General features: G+C 62.0%; 21 protein-coding genes and 3 pseudogenes. 7 read left to right on the top strand and 17 right to left on the bottom strand.

What is annotated here, in order from left to right:
• Positions 1–5 precede the first annotated feature (5 nt).
• The 11 genes and pseudogenes from THECO_RS04150 to THECO_RS04100 form a co-directional block, all read right to left on the bottom strand.
• Positions 6–388: pseudogene (locus THECO_RS04150) on the bottom strand (DUF456 domain-containing protein); the annotation flags it as partial.
• A 30-nt stretch (positions 389–418) separates the two neighbouring features.
• The gene (locus THECO_RS04145; RefSeq protein ID WP_015253814.1) at positions 419–1,168 is read right to left on the bottom strand and encodes a Cof-type HAD-IIB family hydrolase; all 750 of its coding nucleotides are present in this window, start codon (positions 1,166–1,168) and stop codon (positions 419–421) included.
• A 333-nt stretch (positions 1,169–1,501) separates the two neighbouring features.
• Positions 1,502–2,665 (bottom strand): multiple monosaccharide ABC transporter permease, encoded by a 1,164-nt coding sequence (gene mmsB, locus THECO_RS04140; protein WP_015253813.1) that lies wholly within the window; start codon positions 2,663–2,665, stop codon positions 1,502–1,504.
• A complete protein-coding gene (gene mmsA, locus THECO_RS04135; RefSeq protein ID WP_015253812.1) occupies positions 2,649–4,199 on the bottom strand; it encodes a multiple monosaccharide ABC transporter ATP-binding protein in 1,551 nt (516 codons plus the stop codon). Before mmsA ends, mmsB begins: the two co-directional genes overlap by 17 nt.
• A gap of 103 nt (positions 4,200–4,302) precedes the next feature.
• Positions 4,303–5,391: a multiple monosaccharide ABC transporter substrate-binding protein gene (chvE, locus tag THECO_RS04130; RefSeq protein WP_041853789.1), complete on the bottom strand. Its 1,089-nt coding sequence runs from the start codon at positions 5,389–5,391 to the stop codon at positions 4,303–4,305.
• Positions 5,392–5,564: 173 nt separating this feature from the next.
• Complete coding sequence (locus THECO_RS04125) at positions 5,565–6,791, bottom strand: response regulator (protein ID WP_015253810.1); 1,227 nt, start codon at positions 6,789–6,791, stop codon at positions 5,565–5,567.
• Complete coding sequence (locus THECO_RS04120; RefSeq protein ID WP_015253809.1) at positions 6,788–8,647, bottom strand: cache domain-containing sensor histidine kinase; 1,860 nt, start codon at positions 8,645–8,647, stop codon at positions 6,788–6,790. The genes THECO_RS04125 and THECO_RS04120 overlap by 4 nt, the downstream gene beginning before the upstream one ends.
• A 27-nt stretch (positions 8,648–8,674) precedes the next feature.
• A complete protein-coding gene (locus tag THECO_RS04115; RefSeq protein ID WP_015253808.1) occupies positions 8,675–9,685 on the bottom strand; it encodes a substrate-binding domain-containing protein in 1,011 nt (336 codons plus the stop codon).
• A gap of 26 nt (positions 9,686–9,711) precedes the next feature.
• On the bottom strand, positions 9,712–12,303 hold the full coding sequence (locus THECO_RS04110) for a peptidoglycan D,D-transpeptidase FtsI family protein (RefSeq protein WP_015253807.1): 2,592 nt from the start codon (positions 12,301–12,303) through the stop codon (positions 9,712–9,714).
• A 73-nt stretch (positions 12,304–12,376) separates the two neighbouring features.
• The gene (locus THECO_RS04105) at positions 12,377–13,531 is read right to left on the bottom strand and encodes a transglutaminase domain-containing protein (protein ID WP_015253806.1); all 1,155 of its coding nucleotides are present in this window, start codon (positions 13,529–13,531) and stop codon (positions 12,377–12,379) included.
• A 24-nt stretch (positions 13,532–13,555) separates the two neighbouring features.
• Complete coding sequence (locus THECO_RS04100; protein ID WP_015253805.1) at positions 13,556–14,029, bottom strand: hypothetical protein; 474 nt, start codon at positions 14,027–14,029, stop codon at positions 13,556–13,558.
• A 607-nt stretch (positions 14,030–14,636) separates the two neighbouring features.
• Between THECO_RS04100 and THECO_RS04095 the strand changes: the two genes are divergently transcribed.
• Both THECO_RS04095 and THECO_RS04090 read left to right on the top strand, forming a co-directional pair.
• Positions 14,637–15,890, top strand: coding sequence for an MFS transporter (locus THECO_RS04095; protein WP_015253804.1), 1,254 nt, complete (start codon positions 14,637–14,639; stop codon positions 15,888–15,890).
• A gap of 68 nt (positions 15,891–15,958) precedes the next feature.
• Positions 15,959–16,330, top strand: coding sequence for a toprim domain-containing protein (locus THECO_RS04090; RefSeq protein WP_015253803.1), 372 nt, complete (start codon positions 15,959–15,961; stop codon positions 16,328–16,330).
• Between the two features lie 14 nt (positions 16,331–16,344).
• Here THECO_RS04090 and THECO_RS22190 read toward each other — a convergent pair whose 3' ends face one another.
• Both THECO_RS22190 and THECO_RS22665 read right to left on the bottom strand, forming a co-directional pair.
• The gene (locus tag THECO_RS22190; RefSeq protein ID WP_232427744.1) at positions 16,345–17,253 is read right to left on the bottom strand and encodes an aminotransferase class I/II-fold pyridoxal phosphate-dependent enzyme; all 909 of its coding nucleotides are present in this window, start codon (positions 17,251–17,253) and stop codon (positions 16,345–16,347) included.
• Between the two features lie 37 nt (positions 17,254–17,290).
• Positions 17,291–17,362: pseudogene (locus tag THECO_RS22665) on the bottom strand (hypothetical protein); the annotation flags it as partial.
• Positions 17,363–17,657: 295 nt separating this feature from the next.
• On the opposite strand from THECO_RS22665, the pseudogene THECO_RS22185 reads away from it, so the two are divergent.
• The 3 genes and pseudogenes from THECO_RS22185 to THECO_RS22175 all read left to right on the top strand — a co-directional run.
• Positions 17,658–17,789, top strand: a pseudogene (locus THECO_RS22185) (EamA family transporter); the annotation flags it as partial.
• A gap of 146 nt (positions 17,790–17,935) precedes the next feature.
• On the top strand, positions 17,936–18,265 hold the full coding sequence (locus THECO_RS22180; protein ID WP_232427743.1) for an EamA family transporter: 330 nt from the start codon (positions 17,936–17,938) through the stop codon (positions 18,263–18,265).
• 255 nt (positions 18,266–18,520) lie between these two features.
• Entirely contained in the window at positions 18,521–18,778 is a 258-nt protein-coding gene (locus tag THECO_RS22175; RefSeq protein WP_052835824.1) for a DUF6194 family protein, read from the top strand.
• Between the two features lie 13 nt (positions 18,779–18,791).
• Here the strand turns inward: THECO_RS22175 and THECO_RS04065 are convergent, their stop codons facing one another.
• From THECO_RS04065 to cyoE, 3 genes are all read right to left on the bottom strand, one after another.
• Complete coding sequence (locus THECO_RS04065) at positions 18,792–19,715, bottom strand: AEC family transporter (RefSeq protein ID WP_015253802.1); 924 nt, start codon at positions 19,713–19,715, stop codon at positions 18,792–18,794.
• A gap of 74 nt (positions 19,716–19,789) precedes the next feature.
• Positions 19,790–20,398: an SCO family protein gene (locus THECO_RS04060; protein WP_015253801.1), complete on the bottom strand. Its 609-nt coding sequence runs from the start codon at positions 20,396–20,398 to the stop codon at positions 19,790–19,792.
• Between the two features lie 24 nt (positions 20,399–20,422).
• Positions 20,423–21,295, bottom strand: coding sequence for a heme o synthase (gene cyoE / locus THECO_RS04055; protein ID WP_015253800.1), 873 nt, complete (start codon positions 21,293–21,295; stop codon positions 20,423–20,425).
• A gap of 239 nt (positions 21,296–21,534) precedes the next feature.
• On the opposite strand from cyoE, the gene THECO_RS04050 reads away from it, so the two are divergent.
• Positions 21,535–21,957, top strand: a complete 423-nt coding sequence (locus tag THECO_RS04050; protein ID WP_041854149.1) for a cell wall hydrolase — start codon at positions 21,535–21,537, stop codon at positions 21,955–21,957.
• A 27-nt stretch (positions 21,958–21,984) separates the two neighbouring features.
• Entirely contained in the window at positions 21,985–22,596 is a 612-nt protein-coding gene (gene gerQ / locus THECO_RS04045) for a spore coat protein GerQ (RefSeq protein WP_015253798.1), read from the top strand.
• On the opposite strand, the gene THECO_RS04040 is transcribed toward gerQ, so the two are convergent.
• Positions 22,569–22,838: a hypothetical protein gene (locus THECO_RS04040; protein WP_015253797.1), complete on the bottom strand. Its 270-nt coding sequence runs from the start codon at positions 22,836–22,838 to the stop codon at positions 22,569–22,571. The genes gerQ and THECO_RS04040 overlap by 28 nt on opposite strands.
• Positions 22,839–22,840 lie beyond the last annotated feature (2 nt).

Raw genomic sequence — 22,840 nt, 5'->3', positions numbered from 1 at the left:
CTCAGTTAAAAAATCAGCCACAGCGCGAACAGCAGAATCATCACCGCTTGCAGCACGATTTTCACGATGACGCTGGTGAACAGGCCGACGAGCGACCCCCAGCCGACCTTCACGGACCGGTCCAGATCGGAGCCGGCCAACAGCTCGCCGATGACGGCGCCCGCGAACGGTCCGATGACAAGCCCGAACGCCGGAATGACGAAAGGACCGACCAGCACGCCGATCGTGCTGCCGATGACGGAAGCACGCGAGCCGCCGTACCGTTTCACGCCCCAGGCGTTCACCGCGTAATCCGCCAGGAAAAGCACGGCGACGATCAGTGTCTGAATCGTCCAGAACGCCCAGCCGAACGGCTCGAACGAATCATGAACCCGTAGACGAAGAATGCCCCGGCAGAACATCCGGCCACATGCGGGGATCAACCTCCCAGCACGTATTGTTCGATCAGATGCGCGATGCCGTCTTCGTTGTTGCCGGGCAGCACGATACCAGCCGCTTCCTTGACCGCCTGCTGCGCGCCTCCCATCGCTGCGCCGAGGCCTGCCGCGCGGATCATCGACAGGTCGTTCAGACTGTCGCCGGCAGCGGCCGTCTCGGACGGATCGATGCCGAGCAGTCGGCACAGTTCCAGCAGCGCGGCGCCTTTGGAGACGCCGGACGGATTCAGCTCGATGTTGACGGGCGACGAATTCGAGATTTCGAATCCGCCCCAGCTTTCCGCCGTCAACCGGATCTGCTCCAGAAGCCGCACGTTCTCTTCGTAATAGCCGAACTTCAGCCACACTTTGCGCTGGACATCTTCCTCCGGCTCGACCCACCGCTCCCGGTTGTAGACGCCGTCCGTCGCGTAAGCCCAGTACCAGACGCCGTGATCCAGCGCCAGCCGGCGCAGGCGCAGCACATCCGCCGCGTCCATCGTCGTCCGCTTGTACAGATCGTGCGGACGGTGCCAGATCTCGCCGCCGTTCACCGTGATCATCGGCGTCGACAAGCCGAGCTGCTCCGCATACGGAAGCACGTTCTGCACGCCCCGGCCGGTCGCGAAGCAGACGATGACGCCCGCATCGAGCGCCCGGCGGATGGCCGCCGCATTGCGCGGGCTGACCTCCTGGCGGTCGTTCAGCAGCGTGCCGTCCATGTCAAGCGCAACCAGTCGAATGTTCGCCATATCAGTCTCCTTCCTAGGCTCTTTCGCTATTGTAACACAGTTGCCGGCGCTCTTCATCCGGTCGGTCGCTCCAGACCGGTCCCGCGGTTGACGCGAGGTTGCCAACGGAACTCAGAATCGCTAATTGTCCAATTAAGCGCATTTCTGAGCCGTAACGGAACCATAAGACCTTATTCGTGCAAAAATGGATCCAGCTTCGTCCGCGACGTCCATATAAGTGCGCTGAGTTCCGTTACAGTCCGAACAGCCGCAATTTCGATGAAATAACGTCTCCAGGTTCCGTTAGAAAAGACGACAGACCTCCCCCAAACGCTGAGAAGGTCTGCCACGCAATCAAGAAGACTTGTTTCGGTTGTAGATGTCGAAGGCGACGGCGAGCAGCAGCACCAGCCCCTTGATCGCCTGCTGCCAGTCGATGCCCACGCCGAGGATCGACATGCCGTTGTTCATGACGCCCATCACAAGGCCGCCGATGACTGCGCCGACCACGGTGCCGACGCCGCCGGACATGGAGGCGCCGCCAATGAAGCAGGCCGCGATCGCGTCGAGCTCGAAGTTGACGCCGGCCTTCGGCGTGGCCGCGTTCAGGCGGGCGGCGAAAATAAGGCCGGACAGCGCCGCCAGCGTGCCCATGTTGACGAACACCCAGAACGACACCCGCTTCGTCTTGACGCCCGACAGCATGGCCGCCTTCTCGTTGCCGCCCATCGCGTAGATGTGCCGGCCGATGACCGTCCGGTTCGTGACGAAAGTATAGAGGAAGATGAGGACGAGCAGCACGATCAGGATGTTCGGAATGCCTTCATAGCTGGCGAGCACATAGACGAACAGCATGAGGGCCGCGGCCAGGATGACCATCTGGGCGATAAAATACCCCCGCGGCGGCACCTCGAAATTGTACCGGATGTCCGACAGGCGCTTGCGCCAGCCGATCGCGATCAGCAGCGCCGACAGCAGGGCGCCGATCAGGAGGCTGAGCAGATGCAGGCCGCCGCCGCCCGAAAAATCCGGGATGAATCCGGAGCTCAAAGCGCGGAACGCTTCGGGAAAAGGCCCGACGGACTGCCCTTTGAGCACCAGCATCGTGAGCCCGCGAAACATCAGCATGCCGGCCAGCGTGACGATGAACGACGGCACCCGCACGTAGGCGACCCAGAAACCCTGCCAGGCCCCGATCAGCGCGCCCATCAGCAGCGACAGGACGACCGCGGCGGCGAGCGGCACGTTCAGCTCGACCATCATGAAGGCCGCCACGGCGCCGACGAACGCCGCCACGGAACCGACCGACAGGTCGATGTGCCCGCTGATGATCACGAGCACCATGCCGATGGCCAGCACCAGAATGTAGCTGTTCTGCAGTATGAGGTTCGTCACGTTGAGTGGCTTCAGCAGAATGCCGCCCGTCAGAATCTGGAACAGCAGCATGATGAGCAGAAGCGCGATCAGCATGCCGTATTGCCGGATGTTGGCCCTGAACTGTTTAATGACCGTTTGCACGGATGTCGCCCTCCATTCGCGCCATGAGCCGCATGATGTTTTCCTGGGTGGCTTCCGCCCGGGTCAGCTCGCCGGTCATGCGCCCCTCGCTCATGACATAGATCCGGTCGCACATGCCGAGCAGCTCCGGCAGCTCCGACGAGATGAGCAGGATGCCCTTCCCCTCGCCGGCGAGCTGATTGATGATCGTATAGATTTCGTACTTCGCGCCGACGTCGATCCCGCGGGTCGGTTCGTCCAGGATGAGCACGTCCGGGTCGGTGAAAATCCACTTGCTGAGCACGACTTTCTGCTGGTTGCCGCCGCTCAGGTTCATCGTGGTCTGCAGGATGCTCGGCGTCTTGATGTTCAGCCGCTGCCGGAAGCCCTCCGCTTCCACGATTTCCCGCCTCTCGTCAATCACACCGTGCCGGGAGACCTTCCGCAGCTTCCCGAGGGTGGTGTTGCGCTTGATGTCCTGGATCAGAATAAGGCCGTAATTTTTCCGGTCTTCGGTCACATAGGCAATGCCGTTCCGGATGGCGGCCGGAATGTCGGGCAGGTCGATCGGCTTGCCATTCTTCAGCATCTGTCCGCTGATCTTCTTGCCGTACGCCTTGCCGAACAGGCTCATCGCCAGCTCCGTCCGGCCGGCGCCCATCAGGCCGGCGATGCCCACCACTTCGCCCCGGCGGATATGGAAGCTCACATCCTCGATCACCCGGCGGTCCGGCTGGAGGGGATGGTACACGTTCCAATTCCGCACCTCGAAAATCGTCTCGCCGATGTTCGGGACCCGCTCCGGATAGCGATGCTTCAGGTCGCGCCCGACCATGCCCCTGATGATCCGGTCTTCCGTGATCTCGTCCCGGGCGGTGTCGAGCGTCTCGATCGTCGCGCCGTCCCGCAGGATCGTGATGGCGTCGGCCACCTGGACGATCTCGTTCAGCTTGTGGGAGATCAGAATCGACGTCAGCCCGCGCGCCTTGAACGTCTTAAGCAGCCGCAGCAGGTTCTCGCTGTCGTGCTCGTTGAGGGCGGCGGTCGGCTCGTCCAGAATGAGCAGCTTGACGTTCTTGCTGAGCGCCTTGGCGATTTCCACGAGCTGCTGCTTGCCCACGCCGAGATCCATGATGCGGGTGTTCGGCGACTCCGAGAGCCCGACCATGTCCATCAGCTGCCGCGCGCGTGCGATCGTCTCGCCCCAGTTGATGACGCCGCCCCGGGAGCGCTCGTTGCCGAGGAAAATGTTCTCCGCGATCGACAGATACGGACTGAGCGCCAGCTCCTGATGGATGATGACAATGCCGAGCCGCTCGCTGTCGCGGATGTCCCGGAACTGGCAACGCCGGCCTTCGAACAGCACGTCCCCTTCGTAGGTGCCGTACGGATAGATGCCGCTCAGCACCTTCATGAGCGTCGATTTCCCGGCGCCGTTCTCGCCCATGAGCGCGTGGATTTCGCCCTTCCGCACCTTCAGGTTGACATTGCTGAGCGCCTTGACGCCGGGAAACGTCTTCGTGATGCCCCGCATTTCCAGCAGGATGTCTGTCATCGTTCCGATTCTCTCCTTCGCGGAAACGATTTCGCGGGCGCGCACCGTAACGGCCGCCGCGAAATCGCTCCCTGCCGGAATTCCGAAAGTCAACCGGTTGCGGTTATTGCAATTGATCCTCCGTGTAATAGCCGCTGTCGATCAACACTTCCTTGTAGTTGGACTTGTCGACGGAGACGGGTTCGAGCAGGTACGACGGCACCACTTTCACCCCGTTGTCGTAGGTCGTCGTATCGTTCACTTCCGGCTCTTCGCCCTTGAGCACCGCTTCCGCCATCTCCGCCGCCTTCTTCGCCAGTTCGCGGGTGTCCTTGAAAATGGTCGACGTCTGCTCGCCGGCGATGATCGATTTGACCGACGCAAGCTCGGCATCCTGCCCCGTAATGACCGGCATCGGCTTGCCCTCGGAGCCGTACCCGACGCCTTTCAGCGACGAGATGATGCCGATGCTGATGCCGTCATACGGCGACAGCACCGCGTCCACGCGCTCGGTCGTGTAGTGGGCGCTGAGCAGATTGTCCATCCGCGCCTGCGCCGTCGCGCCGTCCCAGCGGAGGGTCGCCACCTGGTCAAAGTTCGTCTGGCCGCTCCGGACGACCAATTGGCCGTTGTCGATGTACGGCTGCAGCACGCTCATCGCGCCGTCGAAGAAGAAATAGGCGTTGTTGTCGTCGGGCGAGCCGGCGAACAGTTCGATGTTGAACGGTCCCTTGCCGTCCTTCAGCCCGAGCGCCTGCTCGATGTAGGATGCCTGCAGCACGCCGACCTTGAAGTTGTCGAAGGTGGCGTAGTAGCTGACATGTTCGGACTTGCGGATCAGCCGGTCGTAGGCGATGACTTTGACGCCTTCGCTGTTCGCCTTGTCGAGGACGTTCGTCAGCGACTCTCCGTCAATCGCGGCGATGACCAGCACGTCCACGCCTTTCGTGATCATGTTCTCGATCTGCGAAACCTGGTTCTCGACGATGTCTTCCGCGTATTGCAGATCGACCTTGTAGCCCCGTTTCTCGAATTCGGCTTTCATGTTGTTGCCGTCGTGCACCCATCGCTCCGACGACTTCGTCGGCATCGAGATGCCGACGAATCCGGCCTCCCCGCCGCCGCTGCCGCCGGAACCGCCGCCTCCGCAGCCGGCGGCCATGAGCGCCATGCCGAGCAGCAGAACGATGAGCACGCTGAACCTTCTCTTCATTGGACTACCCCTTCCCTTTGCCGATGTGGTGTGGTGTACGACCGTATCGTACAGCGGGGAAGGCGGCAGGTCTTTCCAATAATCCGACCCGTTTTTTCAAAAAAACAACAAAGAAAATGCTCGAAAAAAATAAAAAACTCCCGAAGGAGTCTTCACGTACGGAATGCGCCGCCTCAGCCGCCGTCCGCATCGTCGGCTTCCGTCTCGCCTTTCCGGTATTGGTTGGGGGAGACGCCGAACATTTTTTTGAACGCGGTGCTGAAGTAATGCTGGCTGACATAGCCGACGCTTTCGGCGATCTCGTGAATCGCCAGGTCGGTTCCGGTCAGCAGGCGGGTCGCCTTCTCCATGCGCATCATCGTCACGAGGCTGACGAACGACGCACCGAGTTCCTGTTTCAGGATGCGGCTGAGGTAAACGGGGGACACATGCAGCTCGGCGGCCGCCGCTTCCAGGGACAACTCCGGATCGGCATACCGCTGCCGGATCAGCGCCCGGGCGCGCCGGACGATCGGCGACAGGCGGGCTTCCCGGCTGACGGCGGAGCGTGCGCGCCTGAGCGCCGCGCCGACGTCGACGATATCCTGCCCCGCCGGTTCGAGATGGACCTGGACGGTCAATTTCAAATAGTGCTGCACCGCCTGCTCGATCTTACTGGCCAGCTCCGGCGGCACGTCGTCCCAGATCACGACCAGAATGAGGCCGGCGGCGTCCCGGAAGATCAGATGCCCGGTCTCCCCGAGCAGTTCCGAGGTCATGTTCTCGATGGCGAACAGCATCAGCTGGCGTTCGGACTCATTCCGCAGCGACTGGCCCGTGTCGAGCTCCGGCCAGCGGATTGCCATGACGGATTCGGGCGAATGGCCGGGAAGCTGCAGGAACTGAAGCTGCTCCGCGATTTCTTCGCGGCTGAGCGCGCCTTCCATCCATTCCAGACAGAACCGCTCGCGGAGCAGGGGCAGGTTCTTGCGGATTTGCAAGGCGGCCGCATCCAGGTAGGCGCTCAGTTTCGCCTCCCGCTCCAGCCGGTCCCGCACGCGCGTCATGATCTGCGTCAGTTCCCCCGGGTTGGTCGGCTTGAGCACATATTCCTGGACGCCGAGCCGGATGGCTTCCCGGGCGTATTCGAACTCGTCATGGCCGGTAATGATGACGACCAGGCACGACGGGAGCCGCTCCCGGATCAGGCGGATGAGCTCCAGGCCGTGCATGATCGGCATGTTCAGGTCGACGAGCATGACGTCGGCCCCCCGCTCTTCCGCCAGCATGAGCGCCTCTTCCCCGTCTTCCGCCTCCGCGCACACTTCCATCCCGAGCGCTTCCCAATCCACCGCGTCGCGGATGCCTTCCCGGATGATCGCCTCGTCGTCGGCGATCAGCACCTTCCAAGGCCGTTTCATGGCCGAACCTCCTCCCGGCTGTCGTCCGGCGCCGCGGGCAGCAGCGCGGGATGGACGACGGTCACCGTCGTGCCTTCCCCCCGCACGCTGTCGATCGTAAGGCCGTACCTGCCGCCGAACGTCAGCTTCAGCCGTTCATGCACATTGATTAATCCGAAACCCCGGTTCTTGTCCATCGATCCGCCCGCCGCCGCGGTCTCCGCTTCAGCCATCAGCTCCTCGGGATCAAGATCGCGGCCGACCCGGTCCAGCGCCTGCCGCACTTCGGCGAGCCGGCCTTCGTCCATCCCCGCGCCGTCGTCTTTGACCCGCAGGATGAGCTCGCCGTCCCGGACAAAAGCGTCCACTTCAATGGTGCCGGGTCCCCGCCGCTCCTTGATGCCGTGGTAGATGGCGTTTTCGACGATCGGCTGCAGGATCAGTTTCAGCACCGTATGCCGGTCGAGACCGGGTTCCATGCGGATCGCGTAATTCAGCTTGTCCCGGTAACGGACCTTCTGGATTTTCAGGTAGCTCTCCAGATGCTCGAATTCTTCCGCCAGCGGAATCCGGTCCTTGCCTCCGCTGAGTCCGATCCGGAACAGTCTGGCGAGCGATTCCGCCACTTCCGCCGCGGCCTCCGCTCCCTGGCTGCGCGCCATCCACTGGATCGTGTCCAGCGTGTTGTACAGGAAATGCGGCCGGATATGCGCCTGCAGGCTGCGCAGCTCCGCTTCCCGCTTCTGCCGTTCCTTGTGCTCCATGAGCGTGATGAGCCGGTTGATCCGGTACAGCATCCGGTTGAAACTGCGGCCCAGCATGCCGATCTCGTCATGCCGCTCGCTGATGAAGCGGGTGAGCAGATCGCCCGACTCCGCCTTGTGCATGAAGGAGATGAGCTGTCCGATGGGCCGGGAAATCGTGCGGGACAGATAATACGAGGCCGTAATCCCGAACAGGCAGACGAGAAACACGAAGCTGACGATGTAAAACTGGATTTCCCGCATCTCGTGGATCGATTCGCGCACCGGGAACACCCCGATGGTCGTCCAGCCGGTGAACGGCGATTTGACATAGATGAATTGGATCCTTCCGGCTTCCGTGTCCCGGAAGAGCGACCCGGACGTACCCGTGAACCAGTCCGGCGAGACGCCGACGGCCGGGAGGTTGGCCGGCACATAGACGGGGTCTCCTTCGTCGTCGATGACCATGAGGTAGCCGTTGCGGCCGAGGCGCACATTTTTGAGTTCTTCCGCGATCACGCGCAGTTTCAGGTCGATGAGGACGACGCCGAGCACGCGCTGGGAGTCGGGGTCGAGCACCGCACGGGCGACCGATATCACCTCGTCGTCCCGGTAATTGACGTGGCTGGTCACATGCCGGCCCTCGGGACGCCCGACAATCGTGAAAATGCCGTCCCGCTTCACCGCTTCTTCATACCACGTCTCCAGGGTCAGGCGGTGGCCTTCTTTGGCGTACAGCTCGTTGCTGATCGATTCGCCGTCGCTGTTTACGATGAGGATGCCGGCGACTTCCGTGTACAGCGTGCTGATCGTCTGCAGGAAATGCCGGATCTCGTAACGGTCGCTCACCTTCGCTTCCTGTCCTTCCGTGCCGTCCAGAAAACGGCGCACATCCGGATTGCCGGAGGCGATGTAGGTGATGTTCTGGAGACTTGCGGCATAATGCTCCAGGGAACGGTTCACTTTGCCGATCAACTGCAGCGTGTTTGCCGTAGTCTGCCGCTCCAGCACGCGGTCCACTGAATAGTGAATGAGCAGCCCGAGGCAGACCGCCGGCAGGATGCCGATGAGCAGAAAATGGGCGATCAGCTTGTAGCGGATCGGCCAGTCGTTGATTTCCAGCCATTTGCGCACGCTTCCCACCTGCCGCCCTGGCGTCCGTCATTTCACGTAATAATGGTCGACATTCTCCCGGGTCACGACGGAAATCCCCGTGTCCACATAGACGGGAAGCGGGGAGGCGTCCGCCGTCTGCCCGCTGTCCGGCGTAACCAGCCCGTGGTGGAGGTGGAACAGGTACAGCAGCGACCAGTACCCCATGTTCCACGTGCCCTGGGCCAGCGTCGCGTCGATCTCGCCCTGGCGCACCATATCCAGCGTCACCTTGTCGGTGTCGAAGGCGACGATCTTCACCTGATTCTGCCGCTGCCTCAGCCGGACCGCGTCCGCGACGCCGACCCCGCCGACCGCGTCGGTGTTGAAGATGCCCTTCACGTCCGGATACTGATCGAGAATGGCGATCGCCGCGTCCCGCGATACGATGCGGTCCCCTTTGCCGTCCTCGACGGCGACGATCGTCATCTCCGGATATTCGGACCGGATCGTGTCGCGGAAGCCGTTCGTCCGCTCCTGATGGTTGAGCTGGTTGGGAAGGGTTACGACGCCGACCTCTCCTTTGCCGCCGATCAGCCGGGCCATTGTCCGGGCGGCCGTCACGCCCGCGTTGTAATTGTCCGTGGCCAGCAGGGAATAGGCTTTGCTGTCCGGCGCCCCGGAATCGAACAGGACGACCGGTATGCCGGCATCGACCGCCTTGTCAATCGACGGTGTAAGCGCTTCCGGATTCATGACGGTAAGGGCGATGCCGGCCGGCTTCTGGGCGATCACCTGTTCCAGCACGGTCACCTGCTCCCGCACGTCATATTGCGTCGAGCCCCGGTACTCCACCGAGACACCCAGCACCTGCGCAGCGTCTTCGAATCCTTTGATGACGCTTTTCCAGTAGTCGATGCCGGACTGGAACGTCACCATCACATACTTCTCGTCCAGGCTGCCGACCAGGGCGGCGGAATCGCCGGCCCCGGCCGACTGGCTTTTCCCGTAGAAAAAGTTCAGGGCATACAGCACATAAGCGCCGATGATCACCAGATAGAGGAGCAGCATCTTCTTCATGCGCGGACCCCCGCCTAATTCATAGGTCAGCCTTCATCCTGCGGACCCGCCGCGTTCGCCGGGCCGTCCCCGCCCTGGCCGGTCCCGCCGTTGCCCGTTCCGGCGTTGTACGTTCCGCTGCCGGTCCCGCCGCCGGAATCGGCCGGCTCCTCCCGGCGCTCGGGAGGCGCCGCCGGCAGCGTGTCCGCGGTGCTTCCGCCGGTTCGGCCGGCCGTGTCGCCGGTATCGCCGGAGGCGCCGCCCTGCGATTCGCCGCCCGCAGCGGCTCCCGTGCCGCCTGTGCCCGCGGTGCCGCTTGCACCGCCGGCGCCGTTTGTGCCGCCGGCGTACGCGTCAGCCGGAACCGCTGCGCCTCCATCACCGGCAGCTCCCTGCGAGCCCGTGCCGGCCGCCGCACCGGTGTCGTTCGCGCCGGCGTTGCCGCCCGCGCCCGCGCCTGCGCTTGCGCCTTGCGACGCGCCGCCGTTCCCGCCCGACCGCTTGCCGCTCTGCGAGCCGCTCCGCCGGGCTGCATTCGTCTGCGTGCCATCCGGGTCGGCCGGCGTCTCATCCAATGTCGTGCTGCCGTCCGCATGGCCTTCGTCCGCATCGGACTGCTGCGTCACAAGGGTGTTCTTCTTCGGCGCGCCGGTCAAGCCGATGTAATGATCGTATGCGTCGAAAATTTTCCGCGCGATCGGCGCGGCCCCCCGGCCGCCGTATCCGCCTTCGGGCACGACGACGGCGACCGCCAGCTTCGGCTTGTCGGCCGGGGCGAACGCGATGAACACCGCGTTCTCGATGATGCCGACGCTCGTCTGCTGCTCGGAGGTCCCGGTCTTGCGCCGGAAGTCGTACGGGAACCCTTCGAATCCCCGCACGTTCGATTTCATGCCGCTGATGATGACATCCCAATACTCGTCCGGCAGATCGATCGTGTTCAGCACGACCGGCTGGAACGTCTCGACCGTCCGGCCGTCGGCGTCGACGATCCGCTCCACGAACTGCGGCTTCAGCCGCTTGCCGCGGTTCGCCAGCGTCGCCGCATATTGGGCGAGCTGCAGCGTCGTGTAGCGTCCCTGCTGGCCGAAAGAAGCGTAAATCAGCGCCGACTGCGGGCTGCCGTTCTCCGCCTCGTGGAAATAGTCGATAACGCCCTTGGACTCGCCCGGCAATCCGCTCTCGGTCAGCACGCCGAGACCGAACTGCTTCACCCAATTGTCCCAGATCTCGACGCCTTTGCGCCCGTCGCGCCGGTACAGCGCATTGCCGATCATTTCCGCCATGAACGTGTTCGACGACTTCTCGATCGCCTTCGATGGCGTCAGCCGCCCGAATGCCCGTTTCTCGGCGTTGCGGATCGAGACGCGGTACCCTTCGCGGCCGAACTGGAACACGCCGGTGTCGTTGTAGGTCGTCTTCGGCGTAATGAGCCCTTCCGCCAGCCCGATGAGCACGGTCAGCGGCTTCTGCGTCGAACCGAGCGGCACGAGCGAGGACGGGTGCTTGTTCGCTTCCTCCTGCGAACCCCAGTCCTGATAAGCCTGGGAGATCGCGCCGTTCTTGTGGAATGTCTTCGTTGCTTCGTAGTTGGACGGGCTGATCTGACCGCCTTTCCAGACGTTCGGGTCGTAGTCCGGCATGCTCGCCATCGCGATCACCTTGCCGGTGTCGACCTCGATCGCGACCGCGTAGCCGGCGCGGGCGTACTCCGCCCGGTCGCCGCTCGACTTCGGCGCGTTTCGCAGATACTCGATATGATCCAGGATGGCCTTCTCCGTCGCGAGCTGCACATCGCGATGAATCGTCAGATGCAGGTCGCTGCCCTTCTCCGGCTTCGTGATGACCGGTTCACCAATGATCTCGCCGTGGCTGTTCACCGGATACGTTTTGACCCCGTTCCGGCCCCTGAGCACATCCTGATACATCAGCTCGAGCCCGTCCATGCCGACGTCCTCGTCATTCAAATAGCGGAGCGTCGGATCGGTCGACTGTCTCTTCTGCTCGTAGAAATCTTTCGTCGCGGCGGATGTGACGGCCGAGTCGAAGTTTTTCAGGTAGCCGACGAGCTGCACCGCCACCGTGTCGTCGTCATAATGGCGGATCGTGTCTTCCACGATGCTGATGTTCGGAAATTTCGCGCTGTTTTCCGAGAAGTACGCGATTTCCTGCTTCGTCAGGTTGTATTTGATCAGGCGCGGCGTGTACATGTTGTTCTGCCGGAAGTTGATGTCCATCCGCTCGATGATCTGCTCGATCGTGATCGCTTCGTTCGGATCGCCGTATTGCGTGAACACTTCGTTCAGCTCTTCTGCGATCTTGCGCGCCTCGGCTTCCTTGATCGAACGGTCCATCGTGAAATACAGCGACTGCGTCGACACCGAGTACGCGATCGGCTGGCCGGTCGCATCATAGATGTTGCCGCGGATCGGCGGAATCTGCACGGTACGGCTGCCGCTGCTCGTCCGCTCGGCGCGCAGCTCCGGTCCGCGCACGAACTGCAGAATCGCAAGCTGCACGATGAGCACGCTGAACAGGACGAACGTGCTGAAGAAGAAAAGATTGAGCCGGAACGAGAAATGCCGCCGATTTGCGATCAGCCTTCGCTGTTCTTCTTCCGTCCGTTGTTCGTTCGCCACGACCGCATCCCCCTTTTCCGCATCGTCTGATCAAAAATATTCCGCCGCACGCATCCGTTATTTCCGCTTCCCGTCACGTCTCCCGCACATGGGTACGGTCGAAATCCGGCGGATTGAACCAGTCGCCGGACGTTGCCCAGGTGGCGTCGAGCGGTATCCATTGCTCGCCCGCCCGCACTTCATTCCAGGCATGCGGCCCGAAACCGCCGCGGCCGTCCGCGCCGAGCCCGGTGACGACCCGCGCTTCCAGGCCGGCGCTGCGCGCCATGACGGCGTAGAGGCGCGCGATGTCGATGCAGACGCCGCGCCGCGTGCGGAACGTGTCTTCCGGCGTCTGTTCCCGCCACTCGCCGCGCTCGGTATAGGCGTCCGCTTTGTCCCAGTCATAGGCGATGCGCGTCCCGACCCAGTCGTACAGGGCGCGCGCCTTCGCTTCGTCATCCTTCGCTCCCGCGGTAATGCGGAGCGCGGCTTCCCGGATGTCGTCCGGCACGTCACGGTCGATGATCTCGTACCGGCGCTGCAGAATCCGCCGGAATTCCGCTTCGACGGCCCGCGACAGCACCGGCCCCTGCTCCGCCATCACGCCGCCCGCCACCGGCTCGAGCAGACGATCCGACGCTTCCCGGTAGAGCGGGGACGATTCGATCCGGGCGGCGAGCGGCGCGTTCGGCAGCAGCGACACATAGACGAACAGCGCCGCCATCAGCACGAGCGCCCGTCCGCCGCCGTGCACGAAGCCGAGCGCGGCGCCTGCCGCGCGGCTCAGCGCGCCGCCGGGGGCGGCTGCAGGGGCGCGCATCCGCAATGCGCCGGCTTTTGAGCCTGCGCCGGCGACGAGCGTCAGCGCGGCCGCGGCGAGCAGCCGCAGCAGCAGGCGGATGACCAGATAGCCGATCAGGAACAACAGCCCGAAACGAAGCAGCGAGAAATCCCTGACACCCGTGATGAACGTGTGCCAAGCCAAAGACCAGTTGTCCATTTCACCGGCGGGCGGCCTGAGATCCGCGTCCATGAGACGCGATTCGACAACCGGGCCGAAAGCCGTCGCGAACCGGACGGCGAGCGCCAGCGACGCGATCGTGCAGACCGTCTCCCACAAGAACAACAAGAGGTGCTTCGCGGAACCCGGCGCACCTCGTTTCATGCCTTGCCAGAGCGATACGGCGATGATGATGGCAACGGCAACCGCGACAGGCTCCGCAAAATCGGATGCATGCACCCGCATCACGCCCTTTCGCCCCGCCGCGGATCAGCCCGCGGCTTTCGCCTGGTCGATGAGCGACGAGATCGTTTCGTCCACTTTCCATCGGCCGAGCGGCGCGCCGTGATATGTCACCGTCACCTCGTCTTCTCCAATCTTGCCTTTGATGACGAGGCTTGAGGTCTGCACCGTGAACGTGCCGTCTTCGCTTGCCGTGTAGACCGCGTCCGAAGCTTCTCCCGCCATGGCTTCGAGCGCTTCACGCTTCAGCGCCGCGGCGGCCTGCTCGGTGATCTGCTCTCCAAGCTCTTTCAGCTTGTCGACGCGCAAATCTTCAAGCGAATATCCGCTGTACAGCAGCACGCCGATCACGATGACGGCGACAAGCAGCCATTTCACGACGGTTTTGACGATCTTGATGACGATCAGCAGTGCGATGAGCGCGATGACCAGCACATACCAGCGATCGGTCAGAAATTGTTTCCATGTCTCCAGATCGGCCTGGAACAGTTCGCCCAGCATCGCGGTACCCCCTTTATTATGTAGCTGACGATGGAAAACGGATGATGGTTTATGGAAATTGATCGCGCGAAGATTCCGGATTGCAGTCCCTGTTGAACGGCACACGTCAGACGGTGTGTATTAACGGCATTCCGTGCCGTTAAACCTTGCCAGAGTATAGCAGCCAGCCCAATAACGGCACTACGTGCCGTTGCACGCGTTGGAGGACCGCAGTGTACGTCCAACGGCGTGAAATAACGGCATTCTGTGCCGTTAATGCTTGAACGGGTACGGCAATCGGTCCGTTAACGGCATTCCGTGCCGTTGCAGACGGTGCAGGATTAGTATCTGCCGTTCATTGACAGCCCGATCTCAATTATAACGCAGGCGCTGCCGGGCGTCCACGCCAGCGGATGGGGGGCCGGACAGGCAACAGCCCCGTGAGCACAGCCTCTCGGCCCGCTGCAACACGCATGACACAGCCTCAGGCATACCCCTTCCCCGCCTCCGGTAGCGTGCATCCCACGTTACGGTCCCCGGCGCTACCGGACAAACAGACATAACTCGTCCGGCCCGGGCGTATGATCAGAAGGAACCCCGCAACACGCAAGAAACGGAGCGTGACCGCATGAGAACCGCCTTCTGGCTTTATCTGTTCTCGTTCATCGCCATCTTCGACCTGCACGCGCAGTATCCGATTCTGACCCCGTTCGCCGTATCGCTCGGTGCCGCTCCGTCTTTCATCGGCCTGATGATGGGGCTCTATTCGATCACCCATCTGCCCGGCAACGTGATCGCGGGATGGAGCGTCGACCGGTTCGGCAGCCGCGTTTTCATCGTCCTGAGCCTGTTGGCGGCAGGCATTATTCTGCTGCTTCAGTCCCGGGTGGAAGACCCGTGGCACCTGCTGTTGCTGCGCTCGATCAGCGGCTTCGTCCTCGCCTTCCTGTCGCCGGCCTGCATGGCGCTGCTCGCCCGGATCAGCGCCGACCGCATCCTGCAGGGCAAACTGATGGCCGGGAACGGGCTCGTTCACACGCTCGCCTCCGTCGTTTCCCCGGCCGCCGGCGCGCTGCTCGTCGCCCGCCTCGGATTCGAGCTGTCCTTCTTCGCGCTGGGCTGGCTGCTGATCGGCACCGCGGTGTGCGCGCTCCTGTTCATCCGCGACATCCGCCCGACCGCAGCGGCGGGCGGAACGGCCGGCCCGCCCCATGCCGGCGCGCCGGGCGCACATGGCGCGGCCGCCCATCCGGCTGCGGCGCTCCCGGCGAAGGCGAAGGAGGCCGGCGCGCTGCTGCCCGGTACGCCGCAGCCCGTCGCCGCAGACGACGATCTGCCGCTGCCCTGGCTTGTCTATGTGCTGCCGATCGCGATGTCCTGCGCGCAAGGCATCCTGTCGTTCGAACTTCCGCTGCTCGCGATGCACGACCACAGCATCATGCAGACCGGCCTGCTGTTCTCCGTCCTCAGCCTCGGCTCCCTCGTGACGCTCAGCATGATGTTCCTGAACCGGTATTCCTCGTTCCGGCGGACGCTGGCGGGCGCGCTCATTCTGGCGCTTTCCTATTTCACCGCCGCCGTCGGCGACCTTGTCCCGCTAACCGCGCTGCTGTTCATCATCGGCATGGCAAAGGGCATCATCTATCCCGCGCTGACCACGCTGCTTATCGAACTGACGGGCAGCGCGAAATACGGCCGCACGTTCTCCGTGCTGTCCATCGCCTATTCCGTCGGCGCTTTTCTCGGTCCGCTCACGGCCGGGTATGTCCGCGACGCGATTTCCCCTTATTTCATCGCATTCCTGGTGCTGATGACCGGCGTGGCCCTGCTCCCGTTTGCCGGGCCTCGGCGCCTGCACACCGCTTCCGGACGCATCGGCTGATGCCGAATTCGACATTTCCCAGGAAATTGATACAATGGATGGCAGCAGAACGATGCAGGGGATGCTGCATGGAGATTGTCATCATCGTGGAAGGAAAAAACGATAAAGCCCGGCTGCGGCGGCTGCTTGCCGGCGAAGTCGACATCCTGTGCACCTTCGGAACGCCGGGGCCGCATCAGATCGACCAGCTGGTGCGGAAGGTCGGCGACCGGGAGCTGTATATTTTCACGGACAACGACGCTTCGGGAAGACGCATCCGCGGCATCTTGCGGGACGCTTTTCCCGACGCCGAACACATTTACACGCGCAAAGGGTATCCCGGCGTCGAGAGCACGCCGGACGAATACCTCATTCAGCAATTGGAAAAAGCCGGACTGGAAGACTACATCATCCGTCCGGAGGATGATGAGCTCGCCCGGCTGCTGCAGCATGATCCGTGAAGTTTCTAGCCGCATCATCTTCCTGATCTTGCTGCGGCATGTCCAACTTCTTCGACTATTGCCCGAATCCCTTCCTCGGCCGACTGTGCCTCGATCCAATGTTCGGGATCATGCTTCCGCAGCGCCTTGTGCAAACGCTGATTCCGGGCGGCGTAATGCTTGTACATGCTGCGGCAATGTCGCGCATCCATGCCATTCTTGATATACACGTCAAGCACCGCCTGGGACAACACGGACGTTTCGGCGAACCGGCTGTATTGGCGGAACGTGTCGACCAGCAATTCCGGGAGGACAGCCGCACCGAGCCGCAGACCGGGAAAGATGATCTTGGAGAAACTTTTCAGACAGACAACATGGGAAGTCCGGTCAAGCGCGTAGATCGGCTCGAACCTTTTGACTTCCCCCAGGTCGGCCATGTAGTCATCCTCCACCACGTACTCCAGTTCGTCCAGATTGATCCCCCCGGACGTACGCATAATCCAGGAAACCGGCAGTCTCTCCGCTTCGAGAAACCTCAGGAAAAGATTATAACTCGGTTGTTCCACCAATATTTCCGTCCTGCCGTTCGGGAACGGCATAAGCGCCAGTATGCCAGGCGCATGCTGGATGCCCGTGGTCAGCATGATGAGCTCCGCCTTGGCGAACAACTGGCTGTCGGCCAGACGGGTTACAAGCGTCCGTTTGAGATTGTCCGTCACCGCCAAATCCCCGCAGGTGAACAGCTGCCGGCTGTTGATCTCGAACGCTTTGTTCAGACAATGATGGAAATCCTGGTGAGGAAACAGGCCGGGATCCGGTGAGGACGACGAGAAATCCATCACGCCATGCTCCTCGCCGCGAGTTCCGCCGCCGGCCTGATCGAAGACGTAGTAGCCGCTCTGGGGGGATGGAATAAATGGCGTGCCGCATCTCCAGTTCGGCATAGGCCTTCACGATGGTGCCGGGACTTACCCCGTACCGTTGCGCCGCCTCCCGGACGGAAGGTACCCGTTGCCCCGCGCGGTAGTGACCGCTCGCGATTTTGTGCTCCATATCGGCAAGGATTTGCGCATATTTCTTCACGCCGTCCATCCTCCTCGTGCTTGCGGCTTAGCTGCACAGACGAAGCAACTGTACCAATACAGTCGGCAAAATCTCTCATTGCGCCGTCATCATCGGGTTCTCGTTCCTGTTCGTCAAAATCGCGCTGGAATCCGCCGCCCCAATGGACATCCTGGCCTGGCGATTTTCCGTGTCGTTCGCCGTTCTGTCGCTGCCGGCCCTGCTCGGCTAGATCCGATTGAACGTGCGAGGCAGACCGCTGCACAGGCTGCTGCTGCTCGCAACCATGTACCCGCTCGGCTTTTTCCTGTTTCAGACGTACGGACTTCAGCATGCCGCTTCGGCCGAAGCCGGCATGCTGAACGCCTTTACGCCGGTGCTCATCCTGATTCTGGCTTCGGTCTTCCTGAAGGAATCGGCGAGCGGATTGCATTGGATTTCCATCAGCTTGTCCGTAGCCGGCGTCGTCTTCCTGCTGCTGACGGGATCGTGCGCCGCGTTCGCCGGATACAGCGTACTGGCCCGTTCGCTGTTGAAATCGTTCCGCCCCATGGAACCGACTTGGTGGATGCTTGGCATCGGCTGCATATTTTTCCTCGCCGTGTCAGGGTTCAACATGCTTCTGACGGTACGTGGAACGAACTGCTTGCGCCGCTCGGCGATATCCGTCTCATCGTGTCCGTGCTCTACCTCAGCATCCTGTCCTCGCTGGTCTCGGCGTTTACGGCGAACTATGCGCTGTTCCAAATGCAAGCGGCGAAAGCCGGCGTGTTCACCAACCTGTCGACGGTCGTATCCATTGCAGCCGGCGCGCTCATCCTCGGGGAGTCGACCGAGATATATCATCCCATCGGCTCGTTCATGATGATCGCCGGGGTGTGGGGAAGGACATGACGACTTGGCGGGTTGACACCTGGACCAACGTCAAGCCCGGGTCGATCGATCACGCGCTTGACAAATTGGAATCGCAGGGGATGATCGAAACCGCGGCATCCGGGGCCGGCGCGAAACTCGGTCCGTCCCGCAAGGAGTACTCGGTCACGAAGCAGGGCAAAGCGGAGTTCTTCCGGCTGCTTGAAGCAGCGCTTGTCAGCCCGGACATTCTGCAATTTTCCGCCGGCGTCGCCTTCATGGAATGGCTGCCCCGCAATGAAGTCATCGCGCTCCTTGAACAGCGCCGGACCGTACTGGAGCCGAGCCACTTTCGAACAGATCACGGCCGGCAAGCGGACGGATGCCGTCGACTATACGGAGCTGAACGTGTTTATGCCGCATCCCCATTATGCGCAGCAATATTTTGTATGCATCCTGAATCCCGCCGGAGATAACGTAGAAAAGACGAAGGAGCTCATCATGGAAGCCCGTTCGATCGCGGCGGAACGGCTGCAGCGCGGAAACGGCCGATAAGGTCGCTTCTACGCTACATGACCAGCGCGATGACGATCGTGACGGAGATGACGCTGAGCAGCGTCGAGAAGAAGACGGCCTGGGAGGCGAATTCCTTCTCATTGTCGAACTCGACCGCCAGCAGCACGCTGCTGAGCGATGTCGGCACGGCGGACGAGACGATGAGCGCTGCGGCCGTCAGCCCGTCGAAGCCCATCAGCAGCGTGAGCCCCCACGCGAGCACCGGTCCGACGGCCAGTCGCAGCAGCGCGGACAAGCCGACATCGACGGCCATGGCGCGTTCGATCCGCCAGGACATGCTGCCGAGCTGCACGCCGAGCGTCAGCAGCGCCGTGCCGATGAACGCATTCGCCAGATAGCCGATCGGCGCCTCCAGGGCCGGCGGGATCGGCACCTCGAAGGCGCGCATCAGCAAGGCAAGCGGGATGACGTAGATGATCGGCAGGGACAGGACGACGCGCCCGATCTCGCGCAGATTCGCCTTGTGCGCATTGACCGCGTACACGCCGTATGTATTCGGAATCAGGCTCTGCAGCATCGAAATGAGCACCTGGACGGACAGCGTGTACGGATTGCCGGCGAACACCAGCTGGTTGAGCGGAATGCCGTAGTTCGCACTGTTGTAGAACATGACGCTGTTGCGCATCGCCGCCCGCCGTCCGCCGGACGCTCCCCGCGCCCGGCAGACGAGATCGGCAAGGACATACTGGATCGCCATGAACAGCAGCCCGAACAGCACGATCTTGCCGAACATCGATGCCGAGATCTCCGTGTCATAGAGCAGGCGGAACATGATCGCGGGCGAGAAGACATAGAAATTCAGCTTGGACAACGTCCGGATATCCAATGAAAAAGCCCGCTGCATGACGACGCCTACGGCAATCATCGCGGACAGCGGGATGACGTTGTTTGTCAAAATATGCAGCAGGATGGACATGATGTCATCTTCCCCATTCATGGCGGCCGGCGCGGAAAGGCGCAGCCGGCTTCTGCGGTCGGATCAGAGGGAAATCAGAGCAACTTGTCGATCTCTTCCAGCACTTTCTCGGGCGTCAGCGTCTCGTCGCCGCCGCCGCGGATGTAGCTGCGCAGCCGGCCCTGCTCATCCACCAGCGAAATGATGTCGGAATGCACCAGATTGTCGGGGTCGGGGTTGATCACGCCAAGGTTGAATCCCTTCGCGATCTTGACGATTTCCTCCGCTTCTCCCCTCAGGAAATGCCAGCCCGACCGATCCGCCTTGAACCCGTCGGCGTACTGCTCAAGCACTTCCTGCGTGTCGCGGTACGGGTCGATCGAGATCCAGTGAAATTCCACCTTGTCCCCGAAGAGCCCCCGCTCCTGCAGTTCGGTCTGCACGAAGGACATGACCCGCGTCGTGATCGGACAGACGTCCGGACAAGATGCGAAGAAGAAATAGACGAGCCGGATCTTGCCTTCCGATTCGGAGAAGGAAAGCGGCTCTCCGTCAAGATCCGTCAGCGTGAAATCCGGCACTTCCAGTATAACCGGAAGTTCTTCCTTCTTCCAGGGTCCGTAAGTGTACAGCAAATAGCCTGCCATCAGCAATACGAGCACGCTGACGGCCAACGGGAATTTGTAACGATTGACGAAAGCCACGGAAACCGCTCCCTTCTCGCATCATTACGGCAGCCAGGCGCCGTCGCCCTGCGTATTGACGACCATGACCAGGAAGACGACCATGAGGTAGTTCACCGACAACATGAAATTCTGTTTCGCCCACGCGGTGTCGTCCCGGGCGCGCACACCGGCGATCGTATGCCAGCACCAGACCGCGCCGAACACCACGGATACGATGAGGAAAATGATCCCCGCGTACCCGAACGCATACAGCAGGACGCCGGCCGGAATGAGCAGCACGACATACGGGATCATCTGCCATTTCGTCCGCCGGACGCCCTTGACGACGGGCAGCAGCGGGAAACCGGCCGCCCGGTATTCCTCGACGCGGCGGATGCCCAGCGACCAGAAATGCGGCGGCTGCCACAGGAACAGAAGCGCGAACAGCAGCCATGCGCCCGCGTCGATCTGCTCCGTCACGGCGCAATACCCGATCACGGGCGGCATGGCACCCGATACGCCGCCGACCGATGTGCTCCAGGTCGAATGGCGCTTGAGCCAGAGCGTATAGACAACGATATAGACGAACATGCCGAGAAGACCGAGCCAGCCGCACAGCGGATCGACCAGGAAGAACAATATCGAGATGCCCAGGGCGCCGAGCGCGATGCCGAAAGCGAGCACGAATGCCGGCGACAGGCGTCCGGACGGCAGCGGCCGGTTCCGCGTGCGCTCCATCTTGATGTCCCAATCGCGGTCGAGATAGTTGTTGAGGACGCAGGACGACGCGATCGTCAGCGTCGTGCCGAGCAGCGTCCAGACGAGAAGCAGCCAGTCGATATCCCACTTCGATGCGACCCAGAAACCGCCGAATACGGCGATCAGGTTGAGTCGAATGATCCCGGGTTTCGTCAGATTAAGCAGGTCTTTCAGCACGTCGGGCCTCCCGAATTCAGGCGCCGATATTGGAGCGGCCTGACGCTCCCGGCCCATGGAATCGTTACCTATCATACCGTAAATGCTTGGCTGTTGACAATCATCGCGCCTGCGGGTTCAACAATTTGACACTTTCACGGGAACGGGCGGAACACTTGGGCTTTTGCCGCCATAGGATAATGCAGCATTCGCCCATGCGAAGGCACGATATGCCGTGGAAGGAAGTGATGATGAACCGGATGGCCGTCATCAAAGCCAACTCCGAGGACATCAAGTTGCTGGCACGTCTGATGCGCGCGGAAGCCGAAGGAGAAGGCGAGCTCGGCATGCTGATGGTCGGCAATGTCGGGGTGAACCGCGTCCGGGGCAACTGCCTGGACTTTCGGAATATCCGCACGATTCCGCAGATGGTCTACCAGCGCCCGGGCGGATTTGAAGCGACGACGAAAGGCTATTTCTACCAGAGAGCGCGCGACAAGGAGATCCGGCTTGCGAGACGCGCCGTAAACGGCGAACGTCAGCATCCCGCGACGAACGCGCTCTGGTTCTTCCGTCCGACGGATCAGTGTCCTGCATCCTGGTGGAATCAGGCGCACAGCGGACGGTTCAAAAGTCACTGCTTCTATGCGCCGTCAGTCAGCGATTGTCCCGGCGTCTACTAAATGAAAGAAGGAGGAAACAAAGCCAACATGTCCATTCAATCGTATGACGCGTACCACTTCGGCACGCCTTACGTTTCCGGCATGCCGAGTGTGCAGTCCCCGTCCGGCTGGTGGCCGACCGGTTATCCCGATGCCGCGATGCCCTTTGCAACCGACACGACCGGCATTTCGCCGTTCATGACCGCAAGCGGCATTCCGGGCATGCCGAGCGACACGACCGGCGTTTCGCCGTTCATGACCGCAAGCGGCATTCCGGGCGTGCCGAGCGGAGCCGGCATTACGCCGACGGGCGGCAACATCGTCACGGTCCCGCAGGAAGAGTCCTACGTCGAGAACATTCTCCGGCTCAACCGCGGCAAATTGGCGACCGTGTACATGACGTTCGAGAACAACAGCCAATGGAACGCGAAAGTGTTCCGCGGCATCGTCGAGGCGGCCGGGCGCGACCATATCATCCTGAGCGATCCGTCGACGGGCACCCGGTACCTGCTGCTGATGGTCAACCTCGACTACATTACGTTCCAGGAGCCGATCAACTACGAATACCCGTTCCAGGGCGGCATCGTCACGCAGCAGACACCGTTCAATACGACGCGCGAAACAGAAACGGACTATACGGATCTGAACACCCAGGCGTGAACATTGCCGGAAGCAAGACGGGACACGGCAGACCAGGGGGAATCGCCTGACAGCCTCATCTCCCGGATGCCGTCCGCTTCTTCCTTCGTGCCGGCTTCCCAGACCTCCACGAACAGGCCGGGTTGATCCGTTCCTTCATATAAATACATCTCCGGATGCGAGGCCTTGAGGGATGCCATCAGGGCCAAATAACGCTCACGGTTCTCCTCCGCAATCCGGTACTCCGCGAAACAACGATACATTG

The sequence above is a fragment of the Thermobacillus composti KWC4 genome, from assembly GCF_000227705.2.
GTDB lineage: Bacteria > Bacillota > Bacilli > Paenibacillales > Paenibacillaceae > Thermobacillus > Thermobacillus xylanilyticus.
This window is presented reverse-complemented; position numbering and strand designations above follow the sequence as displayed.

Coding starts and splice junctions, on each gene's coding strand:
- THECO_RS04145 (WP_015253814.1), bottom strand. CDS start 1,168: ATGGCGAACATTCGACTGGTTGCGCTTGACATGGACGGCACGCTGCTG.
- mmsA (WP_015253812.1), bottom strand. CDS start 4,199: ATGACAGACATCCTGCTGGAAATGCGGGGCATCACGAAGACGTTTCCC.
- chvE (WP_041853789.1), bottom strand. CDS start 5,391: ATGAAGAGAAGGTTCAGCGTGCTCATCGTTCTGCTGCTCGGCATGGCG.
- THECO_RS04125 (WP_015253810.1), bottom strand. CDS start 6,791: ATGAAACGGCCTTGGAAGGTGCTGATCGCCGACGACGAGGCGATCATC.
- THECO_RS04115 (WP_015253808.1), bottom strand. CDS start 9,685: ATGAAGAAGATGCTGCTCCTCTATCTGGTGATCATCGGCGCTTATGTG.
- THECO_RS04105 (WP_015253806.1), bottom strand. CDS start 13,531: ATGCGGGTGCATGCATCCGATTTTGCGGAGCCTGTCGCGGTTGCCGTT.
- THECO_RS04100 (WP_015253805.1), bottom strand. CDS start 14,029: ATGCTGGGCGAACTGTTCCAGGCCGATCTGGAGACATGGAAACAATTT.
- THECO_RS04095 (WP_015253804.1), top strand. CDS start 14,637: ATGAGAACCGCCTTCTGGCTTTATCTGTTCTCGTTCATCGCCATCTTC.
- THECO_RS04090 (WP_015253803.1), top strand. CDS start 15,959: ATGGAGATTGTCATCATCGTGGAAGGAAAAAACGATAAAGCCCGGCTG.
- THECO_RS22190 (WP_232427744.1), bottom strand. CDS start 17,253: ATGCCGAACTGGAGATGCGGCACGCCATTTATTCCATCCCCCCAGAGC.
- THECO_RS22175 (WP_052835824.1), top strand. CDS start 18,521: ATGAAGTCATCGCGCTCCTTGAACAGCGCCGGACCGTACTGGAGCCGA.
- THECO_RS04065 (WP_015253802.1), bottom strand. CDS start 19,715: ATGTCCATCCTGCTGCATATTTTGACAAACAACGTCATCCCGCTGTCC.
- THECO_RS04050 (WP_041854149.1), top strand. CDS start 21,535: ATGGCCGTCATCAAAGCCAACTCCGAGGACATCAAGTTGCTGGCACGT.
- gerQ (WP_015253798.1), top strand. CDS start 21,985: ATGTCCATTCAATCGTATGACGCGTACCACTTCGGCACGCCTTACGTT.
- THECO_RS04040 (WP_015253797.1), bottom strand. CDS start 22,838: ATGTATCGTTGTTTCGCGGAGTACCGGATTGCGGAGGAGAACCGTGAG.